The organism is Pelosinus baikalensis (genome assembly GCF_020819555.1).
Lineage (GTDB): Bacteria > Bacillota > Negativicutes > DSM-13327 > DSM-13327 > Pelosinus > Pelosinus baikalensis.
This window is the reverse complement of record NZ_JAJHJB010000048.1, coordinates 1-25,181: the sequence shown is the minus strand read 5'-3', so window position 1 is coordinate 25,181 and position 25,181 is coordinate 1. Positions and strand designations below refer to the sequence as shown.

Annotated in this window: 25 protein-coding genes and 1 tRNA gene; 5 read left to right on the top strand and 21 right to left on the bottom strand. The window is 39.4% G+C overall.

Annotated elements, in window-relative coordinates; translation table 11 throughout:
• Positions 1-228: 228 nt before the first annotated feature.
• From LMF89_RS22165 to LMF89_RS22105, 13 genes are all read right to left on the bottom strand, one after another.
• Positions 229-304, bottom strand: a tRNA-Ala gene (locus LMF89_RS22165).
• Between the two features lie 110 nt (positions 305-414).
• A complete protein-coding gene (locus LMF89_RS22160; RefSeq protein WP_229536990.1) occupies positions 415-1,332 on the bottom strand; it encodes a chemotaxis protein in 918 nt (305 codons plus the stop codon).
• 261 nt (positions 1,333-1,593) lie between these two features.
• Positions 1,594-2,472 carry a CvfB family protein gene (locus LMF89_RS22155; RefSeq protein WP_229536989.1) on the bottom strand — a complete coding sequence of 293 codons (879 nt, stop codon included), beginning with the start codon at positions 2,470-2,472 and terminating at the stop codon, positions 1,594-1,596.
• Between the two features lie 56 nt (positions 2,473-2,528).
• Positions 2,529-2,897 (bottom strand): ribosome silencing factor, encoded by a 369-nt coding sequence (rsfS, locus tag LMF89_RS22150; protein WP_229536988.1) that lies wholly within the window; start codon positions 2,895-2,897, stop codon positions 2,529-2,531.
• Between the two features lie 86 nt (positions 2,898-2,983).
• Entirely contained in the window at positions 2,984-3,964 is a 981-nt protein-coding gene (locus tag LMF89_RS22145; RefSeq protein ID WP_229536987.1) for an LCP family protein, read from the bottom strand.
• 38 nt (positions 3,965-4,002) lie between these two features.
• On the bottom strand, positions 4,003-4,590 hold the full coding sequence (gene yqeK, locus LMF89_RS22140) for a bis(5'-nucleosyl)-tetraphosphatase (symmetrical) YqeK (protein ID WP_229536986.1): 588 nt from the start codon (positions 4,588-4,590) through the stop codon (positions 4,003-4,005).
• Positions 4,591-4,726: 136 nt separating this feature from the next.
• Positions 4,727-4,978, bottom strand: coding sequence for an RNA-binding regulator (rbp, locus tag LMF89_RS22135; protein ID WP_229536985.1), 252 nt, complete (start codon positions 4,976-4,978; stop codon positions 4,727-4,729).
• A 126-nt stretch (positions 4,979-5,104) separates the two neighbouring features.
• Positions 5,105-5,722: a nicotinate-nucleotide adenylyltransferase gene (gene nadD / locus LMF89_RS22130; protein ID WP_229536984.1), complete on the bottom strand. Its 618-nt coding sequence runs from the start codon at positions 5,720-5,722 to the stop codon at positions 5,105-5,107.
• A gap of 91 nt (positions 5,723-5,813) precedes the next feature.
• Positions 5,814-5,954, bottom strand: a complete 141-nt coding sequence (locus LMF89_RS22125; protein WP_229536983.1) for a hypothetical protein — start codon at positions 5,952-5,954, stop codon at positions 5,814-5,816.
• Between the two features lie 53 nt (positions 5,955-6,007).
• Positions 6,008-7,222 (bottom strand): ABC transporter permease, encoded by a 1,215-nt coding sequence (locus LMF89_RS22120; protein ID WP_229536982.1) that lies wholly within the window; start codon positions 7,220-7,222, stop codon positions 6,008-6,010.
• Positions 7,223-7,241: 19 nt separating this feature from the next.
• Complete coding sequence (locus LMF89_RS22115) at positions 7,242-7,922, bottom strand: ABC transporter ATP-binding protein (protein WP_304622623.1); 681 nt, start codon at positions 7,920-7,922, stop codon at positions 7,242-7,244.
• A gap of 13 nt (positions 7,923-7,935) precedes the next feature.
• A complete protein-coding gene (locus LMF89_RS22110; RefSeq protein WP_229536981.1) occupies positions 7,936-9,036 on the bottom strand; it encodes an efflux RND transporter periplasmic adaptor subunit in 1,101 nt (366 codons plus the stop codon).
• 529 nt (positions 9,037-9,565) lie between these two features.
• Positions 9,566-10,327, bottom strand: coding sequence for a CAP domain-containing protein (locus LMF89_RS22105; RefSeq protein WP_229536980.1), 762 nt, complete (start codon positions 10,325-10,327; stop codon positions 9,566-9,568).
• Positions 10,328-10,735: 408 nt separating this feature from the next.
• On the opposite strand from LMF89_RS22105, the gene LMF89_RS22100 reads away from it, so the two are divergent.
• On the top strand, positions 10,736-11,482 hold the full coding sequence (locus LMF89_RS22100) for a hypothetical protein (RefSeq protein ID WP_229536979.1): 747 nt from the start codon (positions 10,736-10,738) through the stop codon (positions 11,480-11,482).
• 112 nt (positions 11,483-11,594) lie between these two features.
• On the opposite strand, the gene LMF89_RS22095 is transcribed toward LMF89_RS22100, so the two are convergent.
• The 5 genes from LMF89_RS22095 to LMF89_RS22075 form a co-directional block, all read right to left on the bottom strand.
• Complete coding sequence (locus tag LMF89_RS22095) at positions 11,595-12,128, bottom strand: hypothetical protein (RefSeq protein WP_229536978.1); 534 nt, start codon at positions 12,126-12,128, stop codon at positions 11,595-11,597.
• Positions 12,129-12,266: 138 nt separating this feature from the next.
• Positions 12,267-15,503, bottom strand: a complete 3,237-nt coding sequence (locus LMF89_RS22090) for an O-linked N-acetylglucosamine transferase family protein (protein ID WP_229536995.1) — start codon at positions 15,501-15,503, stop codon at positions 12,267-12,269.
• Positions 15,504-15,640: 137 nt separating this feature from the next.
• A complete protein-coding gene (locus tag LMF89_RS22085; RefSeq protein WP_229536977.1) occupies positions 15,641-16,558 on the bottom strand; it encodes a glycosyltransferase family A protein in 918 nt (305 codons plus the stop codon).
• Positions 16,555-17,496 (bottom strand): UDP-glucuronic acid decarboxylase family protein, encoded by a 942-nt coding sequence (locus LMF89_RS22080; RefSeq protein WP_229536976.1) that lies wholly within the window; start codon positions 17,494-17,496, stop codon positions 16,555-16,557. The genes LMF89_RS22085 and LMF89_RS22080 overlap by 4 nt, the downstream gene beginning before the upstream one ends.
• Positions 17,497-17,523: 27 nt before the next feature.
• Positions 17,524-18,867, bottom strand: coding sequence for a UDP-glucose dehydrogenase family protein (locus LMF89_RS22075; RefSeq protein WP_229536975.1), 1,344 nt, complete (start codon positions 18,865-18,867; stop codon positions 17,524-17,526).
• Between the two features lie 400 nt (positions 18,868-19,267).
• Here LMF89_RS22075 and LMF89_RS22070 point away from each other — a divergent pair, with 400 nt between their 5' ends.
• The 4 genes from LMF89_RS22070 (at position 19,268) to LMF89_RS22055 (ending at position 22,890) form a co-directional block, all read left to right on the top strand.
• Entirely contained in the window at positions 19,268-19,819 is a 552-nt protein-coding gene (locus tag LMF89_RS22070) for a class I SAM-dependent methyltransferase (protein ID WP_229536974.1), read from the top strand.
• A 32-nt stretch (positions 19,820-19,851) separates the two neighbouring features.
• A complete protein-coding gene (locus LMF89_RS22065; protein ID WP_229536973.1) occupies positions 19,852-20,742 on the top strand; it encodes a glycosyltransferase family 2 protein in 891 nt (296 codons plus the stop codon).
• Positions 20,743-20,768: 26 nt separating this feature from the next.
• The gene (locus tag LMF89_RS26360) at positions 20,769-21,698 is read left to right on the top strand and encodes a glycosyltransferase family protein (RefSeq protein ID WP_229536972.1); all 930 of its coding nucleotides are present in this window, start codon (positions 20,769-20,771) and stop codon (positions 21,696-21,698) included.
• Positions 21,699-21,963: 265 nt separating this feature from the next.
• On the top strand, positions 21,964-22,890 hold the full coding sequence (locus LMF89_RS22055; RefSeq protein WP_229536971.1) for a CgeB family protein: 927 nt from the start codon (positions 21,964-21,966) through the stop codon (positions 22,888-22,890).
• Between the two features lie 631 nt (positions 22,891-23,521).
• Here the strand turns inward: LMF89_RS22055 and LMF89_RS22050 are convergent.
• The 3 genes from LMF89_RS22050 to LMF89_RS22040 are packed head-to-tail and all read right to left on the bottom strand — an operon-like array spanning position 23,522 to position 24,505.
• Positions 23,522-23,860 (bottom strand): hypothetical protein, encoded by a 339-nt coding sequence (locus LMF89_RS22050; protein WP_229536970.1) that lies wholly within the window; start codon positions 23,858-23,860, stop codon positions 23,522-23,524.
• 42 nt (positions 23,861-23,902) lie between these two features.
• Positions 23,903-24,046, bottom strand: coding sequence for a hypothetical protein (locus tag LMF89_RS22045; protein ID WP_229536969.1), 144 nt, complete (start codon positions 24,044-24,046; stop codon positions 23,903-23,905).
• Between the two features lie 36 nt (positions 24,047-24,082).
• Complete coding sequence (locus tag LMF89_RS22040; protein ID WP_229536968.1) at positions 24,083-24,505, bottom strand: hypothetical protein; 423 nt, start codon at positions 24,503-24,505, stop codon at positions 24,083-24,085.
• Positions 24,506-25,181 lie beyond the last annotated feature (676 nt).

The following is a 25,181-nucleotide window of genomic DNA, read 5'->3' as shown; positions in this document are numbered from 1 at the left end:
AATTATTGAAAACAATAGTTTATTCGACAATCCTACACTAAATCCTTTATTGTATGAAATAGAGGAGGCTACCCTTATTTGCCGTGACAACGCTACATTGACACATTTGTTACATGTGCGGTAAAGGCTCTTTTTTTATTTTGCACATTGATCAATATGCTCAAATCCCACAATAAATAAAATAAAAAAGACTCCGACAGAAAGAATTCCGCGAAGCCTATCATTTACTGGTGGAGATGAGCGGGATCGAACCGCTGACCTTCTGAATGCCATTCAGACGCGCTCCCAACTGCGCTACACCCCCACAATCTAGTTGTTACATCAGTAATACTTTGAATAATTTCTTACCGACATGAATTATATTATCATAGTTAGTTACATAATGTCAATAAAAATGCTTAAAAACATTTTTATTTATAGACATTTTTCATCTAACAAACCAATCAATTGTGCAATTTCAGGCTTAGAAACTTGCCCATCAGCACCAATCGCTTCACCTTTGCGACGCATTTCTTCATTAATCAAAGATGAAAAGATAATAACTGGCAATTTTGCTAAAGCTCTATCTTCCCTAACGCGTTTTAACAAATGATGACCATCCATCTGGGGCATTTCAATATCCGTAATTAATAAATTAACGCTCTCTTCAATCGGTGCCTCAGATTCTGCCAACACAGCTAATGCATCCCACGCGTCTTTTCCATTATTATAGGCAGTAATATTAATATAACCAGATTCATGAAGTGTTTCAACCAATAAGTCCCTGAGCATCTTAGAATCTTCTGCTACAATTATGTTCTTCGTTTTTCGCTGCTCTTTCAGTTCATCAGTACTCTTAGGAACTGTTGTCAGTTTAATATTAATTTGAGGATTAATGTCCGCGACGATCTTTTCGAAATCTAGCAAAATAACCATTTTTTCGCCCATTTTTATGATGCCAACAACCATATCTGAGTTAGTAACATTAGGAGGTGGCTCCATAACAGACCAAGATACTCTATGGATGCGAGAAACTTCATTTACTAAGAAACCAATAAAATAATTATTTAACTCACTTACAATAATATTTTTAGTACTGGATTCTAAATCTTCTGTCCCTAAACAACGAGGTAAATTGACCAATGGCATTACCCTTCCACGTAACGTAAAAATACCATCAACGTAAGGATGGGAATTTGGCATTTGAGTAATGGGAACCAGATTAATTACTTCTCGAACCTTAGCAACATTGATTCCATAATTGACTTTACCAACCGTAAATTCTACAATTTCAAATTCGTTTGTACCCGTTTCTAATAATATTCCTTTTTTAGCGTTAGCAGCCTCACCCATAGAAACGCCTCCAGTTTTTATATTGCTTATCGCAATTTGCGATTGCCTATCTATTTCATTTACCACTTACTTTTCTAACATTTCTCGGAAAAAGCAATAATTCCTTCTTTTTAAACTAATTTTCTGGTAAAATTCCTCAAATATAAAAGATTATTGTCGTTTTAGCGACAATAATCTTTTATAAAGTACAGGCATCCATATCCTAACATCAACATTCCATCCCTGGCAAACAATCACTTGATCTACATTTTATAGCATTCTTTATATTTTCTCTTTTTCTAAAAGATAGGTCCAACCATCACGTTGCTCTACATATCCTGTTTTGATTAGCCTTCCTAGGGCTCTTTTAAAAGCAGACTTACTAATATGAAATTTTTCCTTAATGATTTCAGGTGAAGTATCATCACTATAAGGCATTTTACCATTACGAGAATGCAGCAGAGAGAGTATGGCATCCCCATCCGTATCAATTGCTTCCTGCTTAAGAGGACGCATAGAAACATTAATACGTCCATCTTCGCGAATATGAGTAATACGCGCTGTAATCTCATCTCCTACATTGGGTCTTGTGGTAATTTCACTCGTATGCATAAACGCAATATAGCGCTCTTTCGTAAAAATAAAAGCCCCTTCTTCATTATAGTTATAAAGGGAACCAGTAATCATGTCACCAATTTTAGCATCGGTTGCAGGAACAGAGGCCCTTCTCAACTCATCTTCTACTTCCATGCTTACTGCCGGTCGTCCTGATTTATCGATATAGAGCTTCACCCAGACCTTATCACCGCGTTTTAAATTACCGCGCATACCAGCAAATGGCATAAATACACCACGCTCAGCACCAATATCAACAAAGGCTCCATCACGGGTAGTATTGATCACAGTAACTCTGGCCACCTGTCCTACCTGCATTTTAGGCAAACGCATACTAGCTGTAAGGCGTCCTTTAGGATCCTGATACAAATATACAGGAATTTCATCCCCAATTGCTATCGTATCTGTAGTTTGCTGCTGTTTATGCAATAAAATATCATCATTCGTATTGCCAGTGCCAGCATCTAAAAAAATACCAAATTCACTAGATCTGACTGCTTTTAGCGTCACTACACTACCTGGAGTCAGCTTGTTTGTTGTTTCCATTATAACCACCACCTATGCCACCAAGACTTAGACTTACGATCCAAGGCATTGGCAAATTATTTATTTTCACTCAACTGCTCTTTAGTATCCATTGCCCGAGCTTTACCCCAAAGGCGTTCTAAGTTATAGTACTCTCTTTCTTCTTCTACAAAAATATGTGCAATTCCAGAACCAAAATCCAGTAAGATCCAGCGTCCTTGACGATGTCCTTCTTTGTGCAATAGATCAATTCCCTGTTTTTTTAGTTCATCTTCAATATTATCAGCAATCGCTTGTACTTGTATGGTAGATTTCGCACTGCATACCACATAAAAATCGGCAACAGAAGAAACACCATCTACATTAAGAACCACAACATCCGTCGCTTTTTTATCTTCAGCCGCCGCCACAATCATTTCTTCTAAGGTTTTAGTTGTATCACTCATCAAAAATCCTCCTAAAATTTAAATATTCATCTTATTTTTATTTGACTATTACACTTCATAGTACATTGTTGTGTCGTTCTTATCTTTTAATTGTTGCTTTTTGGGTCAGTAAATATACCACTCATCTTAGCATTTTCACTAGTTAGCATACGATCCACGATTTGCTGGGTCTGCTGCTGATCGTGACTCCAGAAGCTAATACCGTCAATGGTAGCAAATTTTCCTGGCAGCATGTCCACATGTAACTCACTTGCCTTAAAGGACTTTAAAGAATTAGCCACCTTTAACATCTTAAATGTCGTTATATCCGTTGCTATATATTGATTCATAATATGCAGCAGGGCTGGTACTTTTAAAAGAGTACTTACATTCATTGTCTTTTCCACCATGGCTTTTAAAAAACGCTGCTGCCGCTGTACACGACCAATATCACCCAGCTCATCACTACGAAACCGGACATATTGCCCCGCCTTATTACCATCTAAATGCTGGTAGCCTTTATTCAGATGAATTGCTAAATCAGCGTAAGGATCTTCATAATCCATATCATTTTCTACATATAAATCAACTCCGCCTAATATATCTACAACCTCAATAAATGCCTGCCAATCAATAACGATATATTGGTGAATGGGAATTTGTAATAACTGCTCAACAGTCTTTACAGCTAAAGAAGATCCTCCATAAAAAAAGGCATGGGTAATTTTTTCGGCACCCTTATGTCCCTGAATGACAACTCGAGTATCTCGTGGAATGGATAATAAATGCAGCGCACCGTTTTCTTTATTAATATTGACAACAATCATCGTGTCAGACCGTCTAGGTGCATTAGGATATTCATTATCGCCGTCGTCTACGCCCATCACTAGTATATTCATATATGGACCTGTTTCTTCGACGACTTTACTGTTTTCCACTTTTGTACTTAGGGCAGGTGCTGCAGAAAATTTTTGATAGGTATGTACTGCTGCCCAGGTTAGAGAAGTTATAAATGTAAACAAAATAAATAATAGCAAAAACAATCGCTTCCAACGTATTTTACGACGCTGAGGACGCAGGCGTGACATGCGTTTTCCTCCTCTCTAGACATAACCTAAAGATTTTTCTATGTAGTATGCAATATCGGTGTACGCTGCTTGATTAAAAGATCATTTCGAGCTTCAATGGTAGCCGGATGAATTAAGCCGCCTTCTTCCAAAATGTAAGCTATGCTTTGATCCAATGCCAACAGCAGTGCCTTATCCAAATCACTATGAGCCATTGCCCTAATTTCTTCTAAACCTCCAAAATTACGACCAGGTTCAATCACATCTGCTAAATAAATAATTTTATCTAATAACGACATGTGAGCTCCCCCTGTTGTATGCAGAAAAATTGCTTGTAAAATTTCTGCATCATGGATGTTAAACTTACTCTCAGCTAACTTGGCTGAAATGGGAGCATGCAGCAATATAGGTTCTGCTTTTTCTATATCACTCACCACTATACCAAAGGCTTGTGCTCTTGGCAAGAGATCCGCTACAGGTACCTCACGAGCTGCATCATGCAAAAGGCCTGCTAAGCCAGCTTTAACCTTGTCCCCCCCAAAGCGTTCAGCCATTTCCTCTGCTGTCTTGCTAACACCAATCGAATGCTGCAGTCTTTTGGGTGATAACATTTTTGATAATCGAGTTAGAATATATTCATAATCCATTTTCTCACCGCAATATTTTAAAATTGAACCATTGAATCCACAAATAACTATGTCTGTAATAGTACACATTTCGCCAAAATAGTTGAATTCCCTGCTAAAAAATAAAAGCCTCCTATAAAGAAGGCTTACATTTTAATTATTGTTCTCTTGGTCTAGCTTCATTTACAACAATCTGCCGCCCACCGAAATCACTGCCATTCATCATACTAACCATCTTATCAGCATCATCATCATCGACTTCTACAAACCCAAACCCTCTAGAACGACCTGTTTCCTTATCTGTGATAATACGACTTGAAATTACATTGCCATGCTCCTTGAACACTTCAGCTAAATCACTATCACTCGTTGACCAAGGCAAATTACCCACATAAAGTGTTTTTGACATTTGGAATCACCTTTCTTTGTTAAATTCTAAAAACGATTGTACTAACATTATCTACGAAACTATAGTATTTATGCCTAACTTTATTTGCCAAAAGCCAAACATGGTATGTTTAAACTCTTTTTACTACTATTCTTTATACAAATTTTCTTTGCATATATAAATCTCAACACTTTCAGGAACAAAATATTTAATTGATCTTCCCTGCCGTACTTTCTCTCGTACATCTGTAGAGGATATCTCCAGTTCAGGGGTAGGCAAAGAGTGGATACGTTTAAAACCTTTCTCACCAAAAGGTTTTATTATATCCTCTAGTGTATAAGCACTGCCTGGACGATTGGCAGCAATAAAATGACAGATCTCTAAAAGGCGATCAATGTCTTTCCATGATGCTAATTCTTGTACGGTATCGGAACCAACAATAAAATAAAACTCTGTATTATCCCCATATTGCTTAATTAGTTCTAATACCGTATCAATCGCATAGGACAGCCCTGGCCGTTCTATTTCGATGGGCGATACATGAAAATGAGGATTGGAATAGGTAGCCATTACGGTCATAATGTACCTATGTAGTGGTTTCGTTACCCGAAAATGTTGTTTATGCGGTGGATTTGCTGCTGGAATAAATAATACTCTTTCAAGGCCATATTCCACACGGACTGCTTCAGCCGTTGCCAAGTGACCAGTATGTATAGGATCAAAGGTACCACCCATAATACCAATCTTACGTTTTTTATCTGACATAAAGGTTCTCCCTACGATACAAATAGTCTTGTCTTATTATATCACACCTCAAAAAGACAAGACTATTTTTTACTATATAAAACTACAACTTCTACTGCAATAAAGCATAAAGTAATATTCGAATGCCCGCCATAACCGCTGCCATGATCACAATGGCCCGAATATAGTCCAAGCAATCATGTTTTCCTTTGTCCGTTTTCAAGTAATTCATTAACGAATAAAAGTATCCCATCGTCTATCCCCTTATCATATCCATTCACCTTATTTTACCACAAACTACTTACTTTATTCATAGCGCAATGCGTCAATCGGATCTAATAATGCTGCTTTTCTGGCAGGATAGATACCAAAAAATAGTCCAATCGCTACGGAAAATCCAAAGGCCATAAGAATAGAACCTGAAGAAATAGCAGTGTTCCAGCCAGCAATCGCTGAAATGGCATACGCTGTTCCAATGCCTAATCCAATACCAATCAAACCGCCTGTTACACCAATAACAATGGCCTCAATAAGAAACTGCAGTAAAATATTGCGATAAGTAGCACCTAGAGCTTTTCGAATGCCAATTTCTCTTGTACGCTCTGTCACAGATACCAGCATAATATTCATAATACCAATACCACCAACTAATAACGAGATTGCTGCAATATTCCCTAAAAGCAATGTAATGGTTTTTGTCGTTTCTTCTGCTGTAGCCATAACTGCCGCTAAGTTACGAACCGTAAAATCATCTGGCATATCTTTTGCTAACTTATGGCGTGAACGTAAAAGAGAGGTAATATCCTCTTGTGCCTGATTAATGCTTTCCGGACTAGCCGCCTGTACGCTAATGGTTTGTATATAACTAATCCCCATCATACGTTCTTGAGCTGTCGTTAAGGGAATCACCACAACATCATCTTGGTCCATACCACCTGCTGACTGCCCTTTTCCTTCAAATACACCAACTACGACAAAGGGAGCTGAATTAATACGTACCGTCTGTCCCACAGGATAGATGGTACCGAATAAATTATCAGCAGTGGTTTTCCCCAGAACTGCAACTCTCATTCGTGTGTCTACCTCTTGATTCGAGAAAAATCGTCCCAACTCCACATTAAAGTTCCGAACACTCACAAATTCAGGCGTAGTCCCTTGGACCGTTGTCATCCAATTTTTATTCCCATACACCAGTTGGTACTGCTTACTAACACTAGGCGCAACAGCACTAACACCTTCGATTTGACGCCCTATTGCCTGGGCATCTTTATTGGTCAGAGTGGTGTTAGAACCAGCAGCCAGCCTCACACCAGAAGGTGATGTGGCACCAGGGGTAATAATCAGAAGGTTACTTCCTAAGCCAGCAATTGAATCTTGTATTTTATTTTGCACCCCCATACCAATCGACACCATTGCAATAACGGCACCTACACCAATGATAATTCCCAGCATAGTCAATATAGAGCGCAGTTTATTAGCTCTTAATCCTTCTAAAGCGATAATAATACTTTCCCAAAACACAAACGATCACCTCCTAGACTTAAGGCAAAGCCTTATCACTTACAATCAAGCCATCACGAAAAGAAATGACTCGCCTTGTATATTGGGCAATCTCTACTTCATGAGTAACCAAAACAATGGTCCGACCTTCTTGATTAAGACCTGTAAAAATATCCATGATCTCATCGCCAGATTTACTGTCAAGGTTGCCAGTAGGTTCATCCGCCATAATAATACTAGGATTGTTTACTAGGGCCCGCGCAATAGCCACACGCTGACGCTGACCGCCAGACAACTCATTGGGGCGATGATGCATACGATCTGCTAAACCCACCATATGTAAAGCTTGAGCAGATAATTCCTCTCGTTCCTGCTTTATTACTCCAGCGTAAATTAGAGGCAAAGCTACATTTTGTTGAGCTGACATCCGAGGCAGCAGATTAAAATTCTGAAAAACAAATCCAATTTTCCGATTTCTAGTAATCGCTAATTCATTATCATTTAACGTAGCTACTTCTTCACCATCCAGGATATAGGACCCACTAGTGGGTCTATCAAGGCAACCTAAGATATTCATTAGTGTAGATTTTCCTGATCCAGACGGACCCATAATAGCTGTAAATTCCCCGGCAATAATCTCCAATGATACTCCTGCTAGAGCGGCGACCTTAGAATCGCCCATCTGGTATACTTTGCTCACTTCCGAAAGTAAAATACTCATCATATAACCTCCCTTAGCGCCCTAGTGCACTACGCATAGTGCTAGATCCCTTAGCAGCATCTGATGTTTGAGGCAATGCTTTTGATTGTGGCAGGTAGATTTGATCACCATCAATAAGACCACTAAGAATCTCTACTCGATCTTCGCCATTCAAACCAGTTGTGATATTTATATTCTCTACTTTTCCGTTGACCATCTTTTGGACATACTGTTGTCCTTTACTTTCTTTTATAGCTGAAAGAGGCACAATTAATGCATTTTTACTTTCTCCAATATGTATAGACACTCTAGCCGTCATAGTAGGCTTTAATAGATTCACAGAACCTTCAACATCTATCATAACAGTATAATAAACTACATTTTGCTGAATATTCGCCTTCTGAGAAATATTAGAGACCGATCCATTGAAAACTTTTCCCATATAGGCATCTACGGTAAAATCGACTTTTTGCCCTAATGATATTTTACCAATATCAGATTCGTCCACCTGAGCCTCAATCTGCATTTTTGATAAATCGGCTACACTCATAAGCACCATCGGCGTTGAAATACCTGGTGCTACAGTTTGTCCTGCGGGAATGGGTTTCCCAATAATCACACCATCAATAGGCGCCTTAATTACCGTATCATCTAGTTGAGATACTGCATCATCATAGGTAGCCCGTGCAACACTATAATCCATACTTGCAGCATCCAATTGCTGATTGGAAACAGCACCAATCCGATTTAATCGTAGATTACGCTCATAATTTGCTGTTGTATTGGCTAACTTTGCCTGTGACTGGGATACTTGCGCCATCAAGCGCTTATCATCAAGTAAAATTAAAATCTGCCCGGCTTTTACCTGCTCATTCTCGCTTACTTTGACTTCTTTGATTAAGCCCGTTATTTTAGAACTCACATCAACTATAGTCACAGGTTTAATCGTGCCAGTAGCTGACACCAATGAAACAATATCCCCCCGCTCCACAGATATCGATTGCCCAGTCATTACAGGTTTATTCTTATCTAAATACATAGTTACCCCAAATTTAGCCGCAACACCTACTATAATCACTAGAAATACTATTTTTTTATATTGAACTATTTTCTGCCATATAGTCTTCACTTGCACAAGACACCTCCATACTGATTAACACAAATTGGTTTTATCTCTATTGTATGGTGTTTCGACTCTTCGGTCAATTGAGAGTTTTTTTTGATTTAGCTTGTCTTAATTCTTAAAGCTGATAGATTCCTACTTGTAATTGGAATTAAATATAATTTTTGATTCCATAAAAAGCAATAAAGTAGCCTAACAGAGTGTAGACAAATACCGTGTTCAAACCGAAAGGATTGAGGTTCGTTTTATCTCTATTTTACTAGATATTAAGCAAATTGGGAGGATTCTAAATAAAAAAACTGCCGACATACTTTGTCGACAGCCTGAGGCAGCCTCTTCTGGCTGCCTTTAAAAATTAACATTTTAGAGCCTGTTTCAAAATACCCATCTGCGTTGTTGCTCCTGCGCATTTTGCTCAACATACTACTTGTACGCCATTACTCAAATGCTCGTCGCGCCTAGCATCTGGGCATTTTAAAACAGTCTCTTTACATTATGGTTGCGTTTTTGAAACAGGTTCTTTTAATAATCTAAATTAATTTTAGCCAATAAATTCTTGGCTTATCATTAGACCGTACGGTCCACCTTTGATAATACCTATACCAATTTTAGTGAAATTGGGGCTTAGAATATTACTACGATGTCCTGGAGAATTCATTAATCCGGTATGAGCACTTTGTACTGTCGAGTTTCCGGCGATATTTTCCCCAGCGGTCTTAAAGGTAATTCCCTGAGCTTTCATCAAATCAAAGGGAGAACCGTATTTTGCAGATATGTGACTAAAATAGTGATTGTCAATCATATCCTGGCTCTTCATTCTTCCAACTTTAACCAATTGCATGTCTACCTGTAAAGGCTTAATCCCATTCTTCACACGCTCTTGATTAACAAGAGTTATCATTTGTTGCTCTTCTGCGGTTAATCCAGCTGGTAAACTAGTCGGATTGGTAACCGGAGCAGGAGTTGGTGCTGGAACAGGAACCGGAGTAGGTTTTGGAACTGGTGCCGGATTGGGAGTCGGAGCTGGTGTAGGTTTCGGTGCTGGTGCCGGACTCGGAGTCGGGGCCGGTGTAGGTTTCTTATTAATTACCCACGTAAATTGTGTCGGAGAATTGCTAGCAACTATTTTACCATCAGTAGTACCTTGTACCCCATTTATATTATAGTTTACGACAGGGGTAGCGGCAAATGCGGGTTGAGACCACGCTCCTAGGGCTACTATAGTCAAACCTGTTAAAACCAAACCACGTAGATTTTTAATAATGTATTCCTCCTTTACTAGTGCGAAGCTACCTTCCGGCACTGCTATTGTAATACTTCTTAATTAATATTGCATCCCCGGTATTTCGCCATCACCCCGCTAAAATACAGATTAGCATCCTAAATCATCAGCCATACTTTATTATGTAAACTTTATCACCCTAATGGTAAGAGTTAGAAATCCGATAAAAGTTTTATAGATTTACTAAATTCCCCTGCAGTGCAACACCTTATAGCCCACTATTCCATATACAAGTCCAATGCTACTCTATAGTCCTGACAAAATTTTTGGATAGAAAAGCACATTTTTTAGCCAAAAACATACTATGTAGTAAGAACATAACGTTCTAATCGCCAACATCAAAATAATAATTGTATACCAGGGAGGGATGCTAACAACCCCAATATTTACCTTTAGATAAAATAACAAAATTTTGAGGAGGCTTTTATAATGATAGACAGTAAATATTTCGAAATTCCAGATTTTTGTAGTCTTACCAGACAGGCGGATCCCGAACCCTGCAATGATTGTCTAAACACTTTTGCCGTCTGCGGCCCCGCCTTCGGAACCACTCTTACCCCGGTCAATCCCACACCCGAGTGCGTGTGCCATGACATTTGTGTCGAAGAAGTACGCTATATTAGCAGCCAGAACGCAACAGCTTGTATTGCCTTTCCTGGCGTTAATTCATGCCGGTTAGGCGGCGTACAATTACCTACACTTCTGCCAAATGAACATTGCGATGTTTTCGTTATTTGTGCGGATGAAAGCATCACTGACAATTGCTCAACAATTACCGTACGAATAGGACTTTTGATCGTCTGCATGACCAATACCGGGTGTCCAATCCCATTTGTCACAACCATTACGTTAGTCTTCCCTGGCACCAGCTTCTTCCCCTTCCCTGATTGTACCACTGGTCCGTTGAATTTCGTACAGTTCCAACAGGCGCTGGAAATTATTGACGGATCCTGCACGGTCATTCAGCTTAATGCGACTACGAATGCAACCGGAACTCAAATCAATGTAAATGGTAAAGTTATCGAAAAACTGTGGAAACACGAAAACTTGTGGGTAGTCGGTTTGCGGCCTTTCGATTTAAGCCCCAACGATGTAGCAAATGGTTTTGTTTCCTTCACCGTCAGTCAGGAACTACAACCCATCAATACGTGTGCTACTTTCCCATGTCCAATCTAAAGAGAGGAGCAGGCCAATCTGGTCTGCTCTTTTTGTAAATCAGAAAAATATTATGTTTTCTGATTTACATAGTAATAACCAAGGATTCTCTTATCTTGCACAATGAGATATACTAACTATCGCCATTCACATTCGCTATGCCAGATGAATTAATAAGACCCTCCAGCCGCTGCAGCTTCGCTTCCACAACCTGAAGACGGCTCGCCAATCCTGTCACAGTATCCTGCCCATCGTCAGCCACCGGAGTCGCTCGTTCCCACATTCGACTTTTACTAGCTTCTCCTGATTTACCAGTGATTCCTCTGCGTAATTGCTCTACAGCAGTCAAATCAGGTAAAATATATACTTTTTGTTCCCCATTTTCAAATGCCAAGTTCTCCTCACTTAACAGCTGCTCACCAGCAGTATTGCCTATTAAAGTCTGGAGGCGGGTATTCATTTCCAGCAGCATATCATCTTGCTGCTGGTCATCCCTGCCTGAATCCAATTTACGCAATAACCGTTTCTGACTAAGACCTCCCTTTCCTCCGTGCGAAAGATTCCGGATAAGTTGATCTACAGCCTCTGGATCGTTTAACACATACACTTTCTGCTTGTCATTTTGACAAGCAAGATATTCTTCACCTAGATCATTATCTTCTGTCATAAACTTCAACCTCCTTTTTTATACATGTTATCCATTGATTCATTATAATGTTATAAAGCTATCACAATCTTTAGGTGCTATAGTATATGCCGCAGATCAATTTTTGTGCTGAATGATTACGATATTTATACGTTTTTTTCATATTCGGTGAGAAATCTTAAGCAGAACTTTTTCATACTCCGGTCGTGCCGCCACACCGTTAAACAAAACATTCTTAGCCCGCTCTTTTATTTGGCTCTTTACTCTATTACGCAGCTCGCTGTCATGAACAAACCGCACTGCCCAGTCAACATACTCGGTCTCATTGGCTGCAATACCTTCCTGTATGCCCAGAGCCCTGAGCATATGTGCCCCCCAACGGCTACGAGCCATATCGCCCTCCTGCGTGATAATCGGCAATCCCATATATAACGCTTCCATATTAGTAGTCCATCCACCGTAGGGATAGGTATCAAGCTGAATATCAGCAATAGCCAACAAGGCAGAAACATCATTAAGCGGTGGCACTATGAACAGCCGGTTACCCACCCCCGCCTTTTCAGCTGTATTGATAATTCGCTCAGATATTCGACCATCTAAATTACTGGAATAACATGGTTTAAGCAAAATGCAAGCATTTGGCGCTTTTTTTAGTATATCTACCAACAGAGAATCTCTTTGTGAACCATGCTTAATACCGTTCGCACAAGAAACAAAAACAACTGCATCATCTGGTATCTTCCAATCCTTACGGGTGGTAATCTTATCCTGCATAAACGGAGGAGGGTACTGGGCCGCGCCCAAATTCGGCAATTTTATAAGCTTTTCCCGATAATGAGACTCAGCATTTTCAGGTTCAAAATCACCGCTGATATAATATTGTATCGTCGGCAAACCAGTTGTAGTACCATGCCCTACCATGGCACATTGAACAGGCGCAAGTTGCATGCCGGCTAAAAGATAAGTGGCAGGATCCATACCGATATCAGTATAAATCAAAACATCCAATTTACAATCCATAATTCCTTTGGCAATACCAGAAACATCCGCTAGATTCGTATATTGCAGGAACTTCTCACTGTGCTCTTTAAAAAGTTCAGTCATTGCATCACAGTGATCTCCCAAAGAAAAAATAGTTATCTCGAAATTGTTTTTATCATGATGAATGACCCGGTTGACCATGTAGTAACTAACAGCCTGATTGCGAAAGAATCTTGATACATAGCCGACACGTAATTTGCCTTCCTTGCGACGCATATTGTGCTGAAAAATAGGTTCAATATTTTGTAAACCAAACCGTGCTATGTGCAAGGTAATAAAGTTCCCTAATGCAGTTAATGCCGACACATTGTTACCACCAACATAAGAAGCACGCCAAAAACCGTCCACCAATTTATTCACAATGGAGATAAAAAATTCTGATGGCATGGATAGCTTACATAATTCTGAGGCATACCTTAGCAACTGCTGTCGGTGCCTTTCTTCAATATTGTAATAAGGAACGTGCAGCATCCACAAACTAATGATAGCTTTAGAGCAAAATGGGATATTAGGTTCATTCCATAATTCAGCGGCATTCATATCGTAAGCGTCTGCTTCATAAGGATGATACATACTTACTAGCATTATCCTTATGTACGGTGAAATCGAATCCATTTCTATGGAATTAAAATCCTCAACGCTATCAGTATTAAACTCTGTGCCAACACCGGAATTAAGCGGCAAAAATGAATTAAAGAACAGCTGCCACCACACGGTTATTAACAAGCGCTCTTCCCTCTTTCCGATTTTCACCAGTTCATCAAGAGGTGTTTGGGTGAAATAGTGAACCAGTTGTTTCCGCAACTGCCGACTAAAATGCAAAAGTTCTTGCATCTCTTCCTGCGGCAATGCACCGCAAGACATCGTCATTTTCCGGTATGTAACCCACTGTTCGATGATTTCCCATAAAATCCAGCTTTCAGCAACTACATCAACCTTCCTAAGGCAGCAGCAATAGAATTGATCTGCAACTATTGCTCGTTGACTTGTTGGATAACTTTCATATCTGCTGTATAAATTGCGAAACTCTTGCCAAACATTACCCCACCCTCCAGTAGTTTTGGCTTTTTCAATAAGCTGCGGCATATTTTCTTTCTTTAGAACCGGGAAGAATGAGCCAATAGACCAAGTTTTCGCACTCAATATCTCTTGATACAGTCCTACATAGTCGTCTACCATCCGCGTAGCACTGAATTTATCAACCATCCTCTTACGCGCTGCTTCTCCTGCAAGTCGCCTTTTATCAGGCTCATCTAGAAAGTATGAAATTCCAGATGCTAGGTCGCCACTATTACCTCGATCGGCCAGATAACCTGTTTGCTGGTGAACAACAATTTCCGGAATCCCTCCAGTGGCAAAGGCCACAACAGGTATACCACACGACTGTGCTTCACAAACAGTAAGCCCGAAAACTTCGCCCAACGCCGGAGAAACATACAAGTCAGCTGCACCGTAATAATCGGCCATGAGCTGCTGATCATCGATAAATGGAACATCAATATGCGGTATGGGCAGTTCGTTAAGAGCCGAATTGTCAGCACTACCGATATTGAGGAGGAGTGCCTCTGGGCTCTGGATTTTTTTCAAGGCCTCGATTAAAAACCTTCCGCCTTTTCGCTGGTCATTAAAACCGCCGTGAGCTGCAAACATAATAATTTTCTTTTCGGCAGGCAACCCCAATTTTGCACGGCATTCTAGACGATTGTTAGGGCAAAAAGTATCTATATCAATACCATTGTGAATCATTCTAATGTTATGGTCCCGCAGTATGCTGTTTCTGGCCTGTTTTTCCAACCAGGCAGACGGACATACCGCCGTGAATTTGGCTACTTTGTAAATAGAACCTTTAATGAGCTGTACTAATTCTCGCTGCGGCCGCTGGCTGGGTACCTGCGAGTCAAGGGGGCAACCAGCACACCAGTCATTTTGCCACCCATTACAGTCCTCCGTATTATAGCAGCCTGCCGTAAAAGCTAGTGGATCATGCAAGGTCCAGACTAAAGGCTTCGCCGCTAAAAATGGTAGTAACAAAAAGGAGAAGTATCCTCCATTGATACAGTGCAGGTGAACAATATCAGCCTGTTCAAACAAAGGATGCTCAATCACGCCCAATAGGGCCGTGGAGTATAAATCAAATAACCCCTGCTGAGCTTGTTGCTGTAACAACCCTTTTTGCCACCCTGTCTGCGGGACGGCTATCGGTATGAATCGTGGATCATTTGTAGTGTTGTAATGAGCGAAAACATGAACCTCATGTCCCTGAGCCGTCATAGAAGTCATAATCTGCCAGGCAATTCTAGCAGCTCCACCTTTAGCGCCAAAAAGATTCACGTGTACTATACGCAACTTGATCATCTCCCTTACCATTATCTTCGTCAACAGCCTGTAAGACCCCGCCCTTGAAGGTCGGGGATAACAGGCTGTAAACCTCGAACTAAGTTCGCTCTAAGGGTTCGGTAGGGGCCTAACCCCTTCCGAACCCAAGGTTCACTTTATCCGAAATGAGTTGCCTGTGAATAATCATCCGCCCAGCTATCACGAATAACAAATGTTGGATGATTTAAGGGATCTTCCATAGCTGTTATAGGTAAATTAGCGCACTGGGAAATTACTTTGGTGTGCGTTGCTTCCGGACCGAAGCCAATATTAGACACCAGATTGATATTGGGGAGAACATGCAGCCCATTTTGCAGCCAACTAGCAAAAAGTAATTGGTAATCCCATGTATCAATCCTGCCTTTATAGGTATGTTCGAAGATGTCATGCCAATACTGAACGGTCCGTATGCTCCTGCTAATATTAATTTGATACTGTCCATCTTGAAATTCCGGCCGTGTGCTACCCAAAATATCAAAAAGCCATGCCCCATCCCGAATTTCCTGCCACATCTTCATGTCGACATCATAAGAGTTCCATGCCCGCCGCCATGTTGCCCACCCCCAAAGATGAGCATATCTTGAGAAATAATAACTGTATTTCGTTCGTCGTCGACCATATTGGAAATTATTCCCTGAAATGGTCATGACACGCTCATCAGTACGATATCGTTCCAGTAGTTCCTGACAAAAATGAAAAAAAGTTGGATGCGGCACACAGTCATCTTCAAGGATGATGGCTTCATCCACTCTATCGAACACCCAATCCAATCCGCTTGCCACCCGTTTCCTACAGCCTAGATTGATATCGGAGTAGTTTATTAAAACCTGGCAATCCCAATCCACTTGCTCCACAATAGCTCGAACAGCAGCACACTTTTCGACTTCCTCTGACCGATCTGTACGAGGACCATCAGCAACAATTAAAAGCTTAGGCGGCTTGGCATTGCGAATTTCTTTAAACACCTGTTCTGTAGTATGGGGACGATTAAAAACAAGCAACACCACCGGGGTAGTTAAGTTGAACTTTGTCATGCTAATATCCTCCTGAAATAAGCAATCGTTTGTTTCAAACCATCTTCTAAGCCTATCCGCGGTTCCCATCCCAATTTAGATTTTGCCAATGTTGTATCCGGTCGGCGCTGCTTCGGGTCATCTTGAGGAAGCGACCAAAAAGTCAATTTAGATCCTGAGCCAGTCAGACTCAGCACTTTTTCTGCAAGTTCCAATATTGTAAATTCTGCCGGATTGCCTAGGTTCACGGGACCAGTAAAACCTTGTTCAGTATTCATCATGGCTACCATAGCATCAATAAGGTCATCCACATAACAAAACGACCTAGTTTGCTTGCCATCACCATAAATCGTAATATCTTCACCACGCAGTGCCTGAACGATAAAGTTACTCACCACGCGACCGTCATTAGGGTGCATGTTAGGTCCATATGTATTGAATATACGGATAACTTTGATGTGCAAACCTGACTGTCGATAGGTATCAAAAAATACCGTCTCCGCGCAGCGTTTGCTTTCGTCGTAACAACTTCGCCTACCAATAGGATTTACATTGCCCCAGTACTCTTCAGTCTGCGGATGAATGCACGGATCACCATACACCTCCGAGGTAGAAGTATGCAGTACCTTTGCTCTTAGATACGAGGCCAACTCAAGAATGTTTATGGCTCCGAGCACACTGGTCTTAATGGTTTTTATCGGGTTGTGCTGATAATGCACGGGACTAGCCGGACAAGCAAGGTTGTATATTTCATCCACCTCAAATTGCATGGGTAAAGTTACATCCTGTCTTACTATTTCAAAGCCGGGATAATTTAGCAATCCCGTCACATTAGCCTTTGAGCCAGTAAAATAATTATCTAAACAAATCACCTCATGACCCTGCTCAAGCAATTTTTTACATAAGTGTGAACCGATAAATCCAGCACCGCCAGTAACCAATATGCGTTTCGCGGACACATTAATCCCTCCCAAACAACTTGACAATCATTTTCCCCGGTAATTTCTCCCTATGCAATAATATTCAAACCCGTATTTTTCTATTTGTTCGAAATCATATTGATTACGTCCATCGAAAAGGACTAATTGGCGCATACGCGACTTCATGTCACTAAAATCTGGTTGGCGAAATTGCCGCCAATCGGTAATTAATATTAGAGCATCCGCATCATTGACTGCTTCCATCATATCGCCCACATATTGAATATGATCAGCATAATCTTCAAATACTTGCTGCGCCTCTTTTATCGCTTGCGGATCAAAGGCGACAATCTTTGCTCCCATATTGATCAAGGACTGTACGATTACCAGGGAGGGAGCCTCACGCATATCGTCGGTCTGTGGTTTAAATGCTAACCCCCATACACCAAATCTCATTCCGTCAAGTTTCTCGCCAAACCGCTTCCTAATCATATCCACTAAATAATGTTTCTGGCGCTCATTCACCTCATGAACGGCAGTAGCTATAGCCATCTCAAGACCATTTTTGTAGCCTAGATTAATTAATTCCTTAACATCTTTTGGAAAGCACGATCCGCCGTAGCCTGCGCCAGCATAGAGGAATTGCCTCCCAATACGGTGATCAGCAGCAATTCCCGTTCGTATATTCGTAATATCTCCGCCAACGATATCGCAAAGCTGAGCGATCTCATTCATAAAGCTTATACGTGCTGCGAGCATAACGTTAGCTGCATACTTAGTCATTTCAGCTGACTTTGTATCCATAATCAGTATAGGATTTTGATTACGGACAAAAGGCTTATATAGCTGTTTCATAAGTTCGGCGGTTCCTATGTTTTCTGTTCCGATCACCACGCGATCCGGGCGCATGAAATCTTCCACTGCCGCTCCTTCTTTCAGAAACTCAGGATTGGACACAACATCAAACCCTACATGCTCCCTTGCGCTTACCTTTAATTCCTGCCTAATAATATCCCTGACCTTTTCCGTAGTTCCTACTGGAACAGTAGATTTTGTTACTACAATTAAGTAATGATTCATGCATTGACCTATCGCTTGGGCAGCAGAAAAAATATAGGAGAGGTCTGCCGAACCATCCTCACAAGGCGGAGTACCTACAGTAATAAAACAGAGCAATGCATCTTCAATTCCCAGTTTTATCTCTGTAGTAAAGCGCAACCGCCCTTCCTTTAGATTTCTTTCTACCAATTCTTTCAGCCCAGGCTCATATATCGGCAATATAGCAGCTTTAAGGTTGGTAATTTTTACTTCATCTACATCCACGCACCAAACCTCATTGCCCATATCGGCAAAACATGCCCCGGTTACTAAACCAACATATCCCGTTCCGACCATGCAAATCTTCATCATTACACCCCTTATCGATGACAGTAGACGCTACAATATGATCTATACATTATTTTAATACAGTCTATCATATTCGGCCTCTCTGCAATGGGTGCCATTGTATATACATACTAACAGACCTAAAAAATCGCTACCTACTCGCAGCGCATGATGATTTGCATTTTGGGTTTACTGGATTTTCACCTTGTGATGGTATTGCAGCAGTAACATATTCAGATGACAGTTAATATAATAAATTGAAGAATGAATACCGTATGATTGGTACTTTTATTTGAGCGATAATTTAAGCGTAAATCAAAACTTTAATAATTAATACTATATAAATTGCGCATTAAAGTACTTTTGTTTCGCTTTGTAATGATAATTCTTCAATCTTATTAATATTTTTTCTAGAGGTGATTGTATGAGTAATTATGATGCTACTTCTGATTGTATATGGCAGGAGCTTGATAAAATTAATGGATGGTTTACTCGAGAAGAAGCAATTTGTATGCAATGGATTATGAAACAATTACCGCCAGAATCAAAAATAGTGGAATTAGGATCATTTCAGGGACGCAGCAGTATAATGATTGCGTCAGCATTATCTACAGACAGCATTCTATATTGTATAGACAACTTTTCCGAATCACTTGACATTTTAAGTGCATTTATGAATAACATCGCAGAATATAAAGTAAATAATAAAATACGTTTTCTAATAATGGATACTATTGAGGCCGCAAAAGAGTTCGAAGATAAATCGATAGAAATAGTATTTCTTAATACGAATCATAGTTATGAATCTGTTAAACAAGATCTTTTACAATGGTGCCCTAAAATAAAAATGGGTGGATTTTTAATATGTCATGATTATACATCTCCTGATCACCTGGAAGTTAGGGACGCAATAAACGCATTACAATTGAATGGTACATTACTTTGTGGTAGTTTGTGGTGTGGGCAAAAAAGTTAAATTATGATTTGAATAGGTAGGTGAATCTGATTATGATTCATTTAAAAAATAATCCCACGGTTACTGTTGCAATGCCGGTCTACAATGGAAGTATGTATATTCGGGAATCTATTGAAAGTATTCTTAGCCAAACGTTTTCAGATTTTGAATTTTTGATAGTTGATGATGGTTCGATCGATAACAGTGTTGAAATTATAAAAGCATATAAAGATTTACGTATAACATTAATATGTAATACTACTAATCTTGGCACAAGTGCAACTTTAAATAAAGCTATTGCAAACGCAAGCGGCACTTATATTGCCATTATGCATTGTGATGATATTAGTCTTCCAAATCGTTTGGAACATCAAGTACTATTTATGGAAAAGAATTCACACATTGGTGTATGCGGCAGTTCTGTTCAGATATTTGGTCAACGAGATCAAGTGTGGTGTTATGAAACTGACTCAGAGGATATTAAATGTAAGCTTTTATTTCGCTCGGCCTTTGTTCATCCAGTAGTAATTATGAGAAAGAGTTTATTTTCGGACTATAATGTTAGTTATAATACCTTATATCGTTATACAGAAGATTATGATTTATGGAGACAATTATTGTCATATACACACTTCGCAAATATTCCTGATATTTTACTAAAATATAGGATACATTCCCACCAGGCAACTATGAAGTATAATTATGAACAACAAGTAGAGGCAGGGATGATACGATTAGAACAAATACATGCGCTGGGTATAAGCCCAACTGAAGAAGAGTTTGAAATACATCAAACTCTTAGCAATGGCATACTCCCCAATAATCAGGAGTTAACCCAATTATGGTTACAAAAGTTGGAGAATGCAAATAATCACCTCGGATACTATCCCAAACAAGCACTTACCAAACTCCTGTCAGAATTCACCACCAAACATATGTGGTAATATAAAAATTTACGGAGAGTGATCTGGTGAAAATTGGATTTTATCTTAAATGGGACATAGATCATATGTATCAAAATGGCTGGATTATTGGTGAAGCATATTATTTTAGATCTGTTTGTAATGAACTTTCAAAATTGCCTGGGGTTGAGTTTGCCAGACAATATGACCTTGTGACACGGCCTGATACGCAATTAGATGTGATGATTTACGTAAATGATACAGAGCCTATACCGAGTTTAGCCAAAAAGAATATATTATATCTACAAAATGGCTTTGGTGAGGGAATGGATACTATTCTAGAACGACTTCGTCCATTGGGATATGATGGATATATTTTTATTTCAAAAAAGCTGCTTTCCCTTCATGAAAGTCAAGGCTATCATGGAATATATTTACCGTTTGGTGCTGATTTGACTAAATTTTATCCTAGAGAGGCAGATGCGAGTTACAATTATGATGTCGTTTTTATTGGCAATGATATAAAAGGTCATGGTAGGACAATGCGATATTTATCGCCAATGTTTAATTATAATTTTGGTCTCTTTGGCATGTGGGGAGATGGGGATTCATTTTGCCAAAAAGTATTCTCAAGGATTTGCAAGGGAAGACTAGATTATGACAAAGTTCCACTCTTATATTCCAATGCTAAAATCAGTTTGAATTTCACTTTTCCCGATCAGGTCAACTGGGGAGCTATGACAGATAGACCATTTCAGATCATGGCCTGCAAAGGTTTTCTGATTAGTGATTATGTACCTGGCTTTGAGGATGAATTGCGAGGATGTATGATAGTTACTAACGGCGGATTAGATATAATAAATAAAATTGATTATTATCTTTCCAGGACTAAAGAACGACAGGAAATAGCAGACAACGGTTATCAATATGTAATTAAGAATGCAAGTATTCAGTCCCGAGCCGGTAAATTATATAATTATCTGCAAGAACTATTATAATTTATCTTAAATATTATTAAAGAAGTTACTAGGAATATTCGAAAAACTATACAATCTATATTTATTTAACACAGTCTATCATATTCGGAATCTCATAGAAGATTCCATTGTTATCATTAATAACGGAGCCAGCGAATACAATATAAGAAAAACGCTTCGCGTCCTCTTTATTTTCCTATATAGTACAAATGAGATCAAATTATTATAAGTGAAAGTCAAGTAGCACGGTGGGGCGTTAATAACATGACCTCGGGGAGATGATGTTATGCATATAGGTTTTTTGATGAAGTGGTCAAAAGGATTAGAGCATCTTACAGGACACGTTATTGGTGAAGAACTATACGCCGAGTCTTTATGCAGGGAACTCCGACAGTTAGCAGGTGTTCAATCCGCTAATTTATATGCCCCAAATGTTAGACCAACAGCCAGGCTTGATGTGATGGTCCACCTGAATGACACAATACCAGGTCCATTTGCCTATAGACACATACTATATTTTCAGAATTTTTACAATGAAGGATCAGATATTGTTTTAGCTCAATTACAAAAGCTAGGATATGACGGTTATGCTTTTCTTTCACAACGGCTGCTAGATATTCACCAGCAAGCTGGATACTCCGGCATTCTTCTACCGTTGGCGGCAGACACAGCAATATTTCACCCAAGGGTTGCTAGCCTTAACTATGAGTACGATGTCGCATATGTCGGAAACGACATTAAAGGGGAAGAACGCACTATGCGCTATCTCTATCCGGCGATTAACTATAAATTCGGGTTGTTTGGCAATTGGAATCTGCAACCCTATCCCTACAGTAGAATACTCGCTCGCCTATCACAGGGACATATCACTCATGAAGAGTTGGCCACTCTCTACTCCAGCGCAAAAATTATATTAAACTTCACTGGACAGGATTCAGCCATTTGGGATGCCATGAATCTCCGTTTCTTTGAGGTACTGGCATGTAAAGGATTCTTAATCAGTGACAAGATCCCTGCAGCTGATCGTGAGATGAAAGACTGTGTTGTATTTACCGACGGCTACCAGGATTTAAACCAAAAGATTGAATACTACTTAGCAAGACCACAAGAAAGAAAGGAAATCGCCGAGCGTGGCTACCAATACGTAATTCAAAACGCGACCGTAGAGGCCCGTGCGAAACAATTATACCGCTTTATGGAGGAAATCATGTAGAACTAAGAAAAATGCTACGCGTCCTTTGGAAATCCAGAAAACGAAAAAATAATTGAAACACAAAGACATAAAGGTTACAAAGGGGCTATATTAATTTCATTGGTGCCGCGATAGCTGCATTGGTCCTTTGTGGTTCAATCGTTTTATCCGCTGACCCAGGCGCTCTAAGACTCCCATCTTTTTAAGTGGAAACCCACGAGCGCCTAATTCCTAAGGATAAATTCGCTAAAATTCAGATGGAGTTAAAACTCCATTTGAATCAAGTCTCACATCTAAAAATATAATTTCTATACCATCAAAAAAAATCGCTACCTAGTTATAGCTTAGGTAGCGATTTTTCATCAACGCGACAAATATTATTGCCGTCAAGTTTTAATCCCATCAGCTTAAATTCAGATTATTTTATAGATAAGAGAACATAGTTATCTATTTTTTTACTATAATGAAATATTTATTGACTTTTCACGAATAAATTTCAATATATGCTATATATAAACGTCTTATATCGTTATTAACTGGTTTAATATAAGTTAACATCGCATCCTTGAGCAATCGGCATGATTCTTTATTCCAGCCATTTTTATGTTTAACATGATAGGCCACCAGAGCAGTAACTTTCTTAACTGGAATTTCACATAATATCGGTACAAGTATTATCCAATAATCCCACCACGGCAGTCCTACAAAAATCTGACTTAGGATAACTATTAATAATTTTACGGTCAAAGAAAAAATAATCAAAACCCCATCCATATAACTTTCCTTGCAAATTATCAAGTGCTTTAATATCAATTCTCGAACCATACACTAAAGAATCGACAGCTTCTTTAGAAATAAAGGAATGAAATTTTTCCCCCAATAAATAAATATCTGAATTAACAATTCCACATATTTGAGAATCGCTTCCAGCAAAATATGGCCAAGAAATCATCAAAATAAATATAAGGCTTACCAAATTCTGTTCTTGCATCACGATATGCTACAACAAATTCAATATTAGGAAAATCCTGTCCTAATTTAGCAATTTCATCCGGTGCATTAATCGATACGCACTTAAACCCCATCTTGCACCAACTGTTAATGACTTTTTTTGGTTATCTAAATTTTTCCCTGGTGCCAATGATGTAGCAATTGTTATAACACCGTTTTGTGTCATAACCTACTCCTCCACAGGTTTTTCTTTACACTCAGATTAATATAATTCAGTGTAACAACTCTGATCTTGTTCATCATATTTTTTAAGCTGATTGGACGCAATAGTAACTAATAAGCTAATATCTGTTGAAATTGGTAAGTGCAGATATTGATGTACTGTCATACGCACATCAATATCTTGATAAATAATATCCTGCGCCAGATTTCCCCATCGATCATCTGGAATCAAATCAAGTGTCATTCCTGCATGGGCTGACGGTAAAAGCATATTAGAACCATGCACGCCGATCACTAGCCGACTTTCCGCATAGATTTTACATGTTGCCAGTTCTAAATCATCCGTATATTTTTCCACTCGCCGGTCATCAATCCATTCGGGAAAAGCCGTAGCCACACCTAAACCAGCGACAGTAAAAATTACATGAGGAAACCGCAGTCTGAGCTGTTCAAGAAGTAACAAATATTTGAATTTTGTTGTTGAAGCCCGCTTTTGCGAAGCTCTGGGACGAGCTTATGATACAAATAAGGGTTAGTCGCACTCCAAACACGGTCGTCCCGCCAAATGAAAGTAATCCGAAAATCCTGTTTCCCATAATTATGCTTTTCAACACTGGTATATCGGGCAATTTCTGGGCAATGCGGCTGATAATGAGCTCTACCCAGATAAATAGTATCAAAGCGCTGGCATTCCTTATTAATTAATTGATCTAATTGAGGATAATAGTTTAGCATCTTAGCTAGAGGGATATTTATTGTCCATATTTCAGAAACCCCATCCGGTACCATCCACTGCAAAATTTTCGGTATTAAAACAATCGTATCAAAAAATTCAGGTCCTCAGATAAAATTCAACACAATGCATCGCCATAAAAAAAATGAAGACAATTAATAATGATAACCTTTTTTGTTTCCAATCTTTTTTCGACTTGAAATTCTAGATTTTGATCATATTGAGGTCTAAAAATTGACATTTGGAACGGTATTCCAAACCATGACTTATATCCTTGCTCGAGTGTAACTGGAAACTATCCCACACACCCTTGCGCTGGTAAACCTGCCTTCCCTAGGTTACTATTGATTATGTACAGGTTAGCCGGCTAACCCTCAAATAAATGGAGGGTGATGAACTTTGACAA

Bases quoted from the DNA above. Each gene is read 5' to 3' on its own strand.
- LMF89_RS22100 (WP_229536979.1), top strand. From the start codon at position 10,736: ATGATAGACAGTAAATATTTCGAAATTCCAGATTTTTGTAGTCTTACC.
- LMF89_RS22095 (WP_229536978.1), bottom strand. From the start codon at position 12,128: ATGACAGAAGATAATGATCTAGGTGAAGAATATCTTGCTTGTCAAAAT.
- LMF89_RS22115 (WP_304622623.1), bottom strand. From the start codon at position 7,922: ATGAGTATTTTACTTTCGGAAGTGAGCAAAGTATACCAGATGGGCGAT.
- yqeK (WP_229536986.1), bottom strand. From the start codon at position 4,590: ATGGATTATGAATATATTCTAACTCGATTATCAAAAATGTTATCACCC.
- LMF89_RS22090 (WP_229536995.1), bottom strand. From the start codon at position 15,503: ATGATCAAGTTGCGTATAGTACACGTGAATCTTTTTGGCGCTAAAGGT.
- rsfS (WP_229536988.1), bottom strand. From the start codon at position 2,897: ATGAGTGATACAACTAAAACCTTAGAAGAAATGATTGTGGCGGCGGCT.
- LMF89_RS22160 (WP_229536990.1), bottom strand. From the start codon at position 1,332: ATGGGTGAGGCTGCTAACGCTAAAAAAGGAATATTATTAGAAACGGGT.
- LMF89_RS22050 (WP_229536970.1), bottom strand. From the start codon at position 23,860: ATGCAAGAACAGAATTTGGTAAGCCTTATATTTATTTTGATGATTTCT.
- rbp (WP_229536985.1), bottom strand. From the start codon at position 4,978: ATGTCAAAAACACTTTATGTGGGTAATTTGCCTTGGTCAACGAGTGAT.
- LMF89_RS22045 (WP_229536969.1), bottom strand. From the start codon at position 24,046: ATGACACAAAACGGTGTTATAACAATTGCTACATCATTGGCACCAGGG.
- LMF89_RS22155 (WP_229536989.1), bottom strand. From the start codon at position 2,472: ATGGAAACAACAAACAAGCTGACTCCAGGTAGTGTAGTGACGCTAAAA.
- nadD (WP_229536984.1), bottom strand. From the start codon at position 5,722: ATGTCAGATAAAAAACGTAAGATTGGTATTATGGGTGGTACCTTTGAT.
- LMF89_RS22125 (WP_229536983.1), bottom strand. From the start codon at position 5,954: ATGGGATACTTTTATTCGTTAATGAATTACTTGAAAACGGACAAAGGA.
- LMF89_RS22070 (WP_229536974.1), top strand. From the start codon at position 19,268: ATGAGTAATTATGATGCTACTTCTGATTGTATATGGCAGGAGCTTGAT.
- LMF89_RS22145 (WP_229536987.1), bottom strand. From the start codon at position 3,964: ATGTCACGCCTGCGTCCTCAGCGTCGTAAAATACGTTGGAAGCGATTG.
- LMF89_RS22085 (WP_229536977.1), bottom strand. From the start codon at position 16,558: ATGACAAAGTTCAACTTAACTACCCCGGTGGTGTTGCTTGTTTTTAAT.
- LMF89_RS22075 (WP_229536975.1), bottom strand. From the start codon at position 18,867: ATGATGAAGATTTGCATGGTCGGAACGGGATATGTTGGTTTAGTAACC.
- LMF89_RS22065 (WP_229536973.1), top strand. From the start codon at position 19,852: ATGATTCATTTAAAAAATAATCCCACGGTTACTGTTGCAATGCCGGTC.
- LMF89_RS22055 (WP_229536971.1), top strand. From the start codon at position 21,964: ATGCATATAGGTTTTTTGATGAAGTGGTCAAAAGGATTAGAGCATCTT.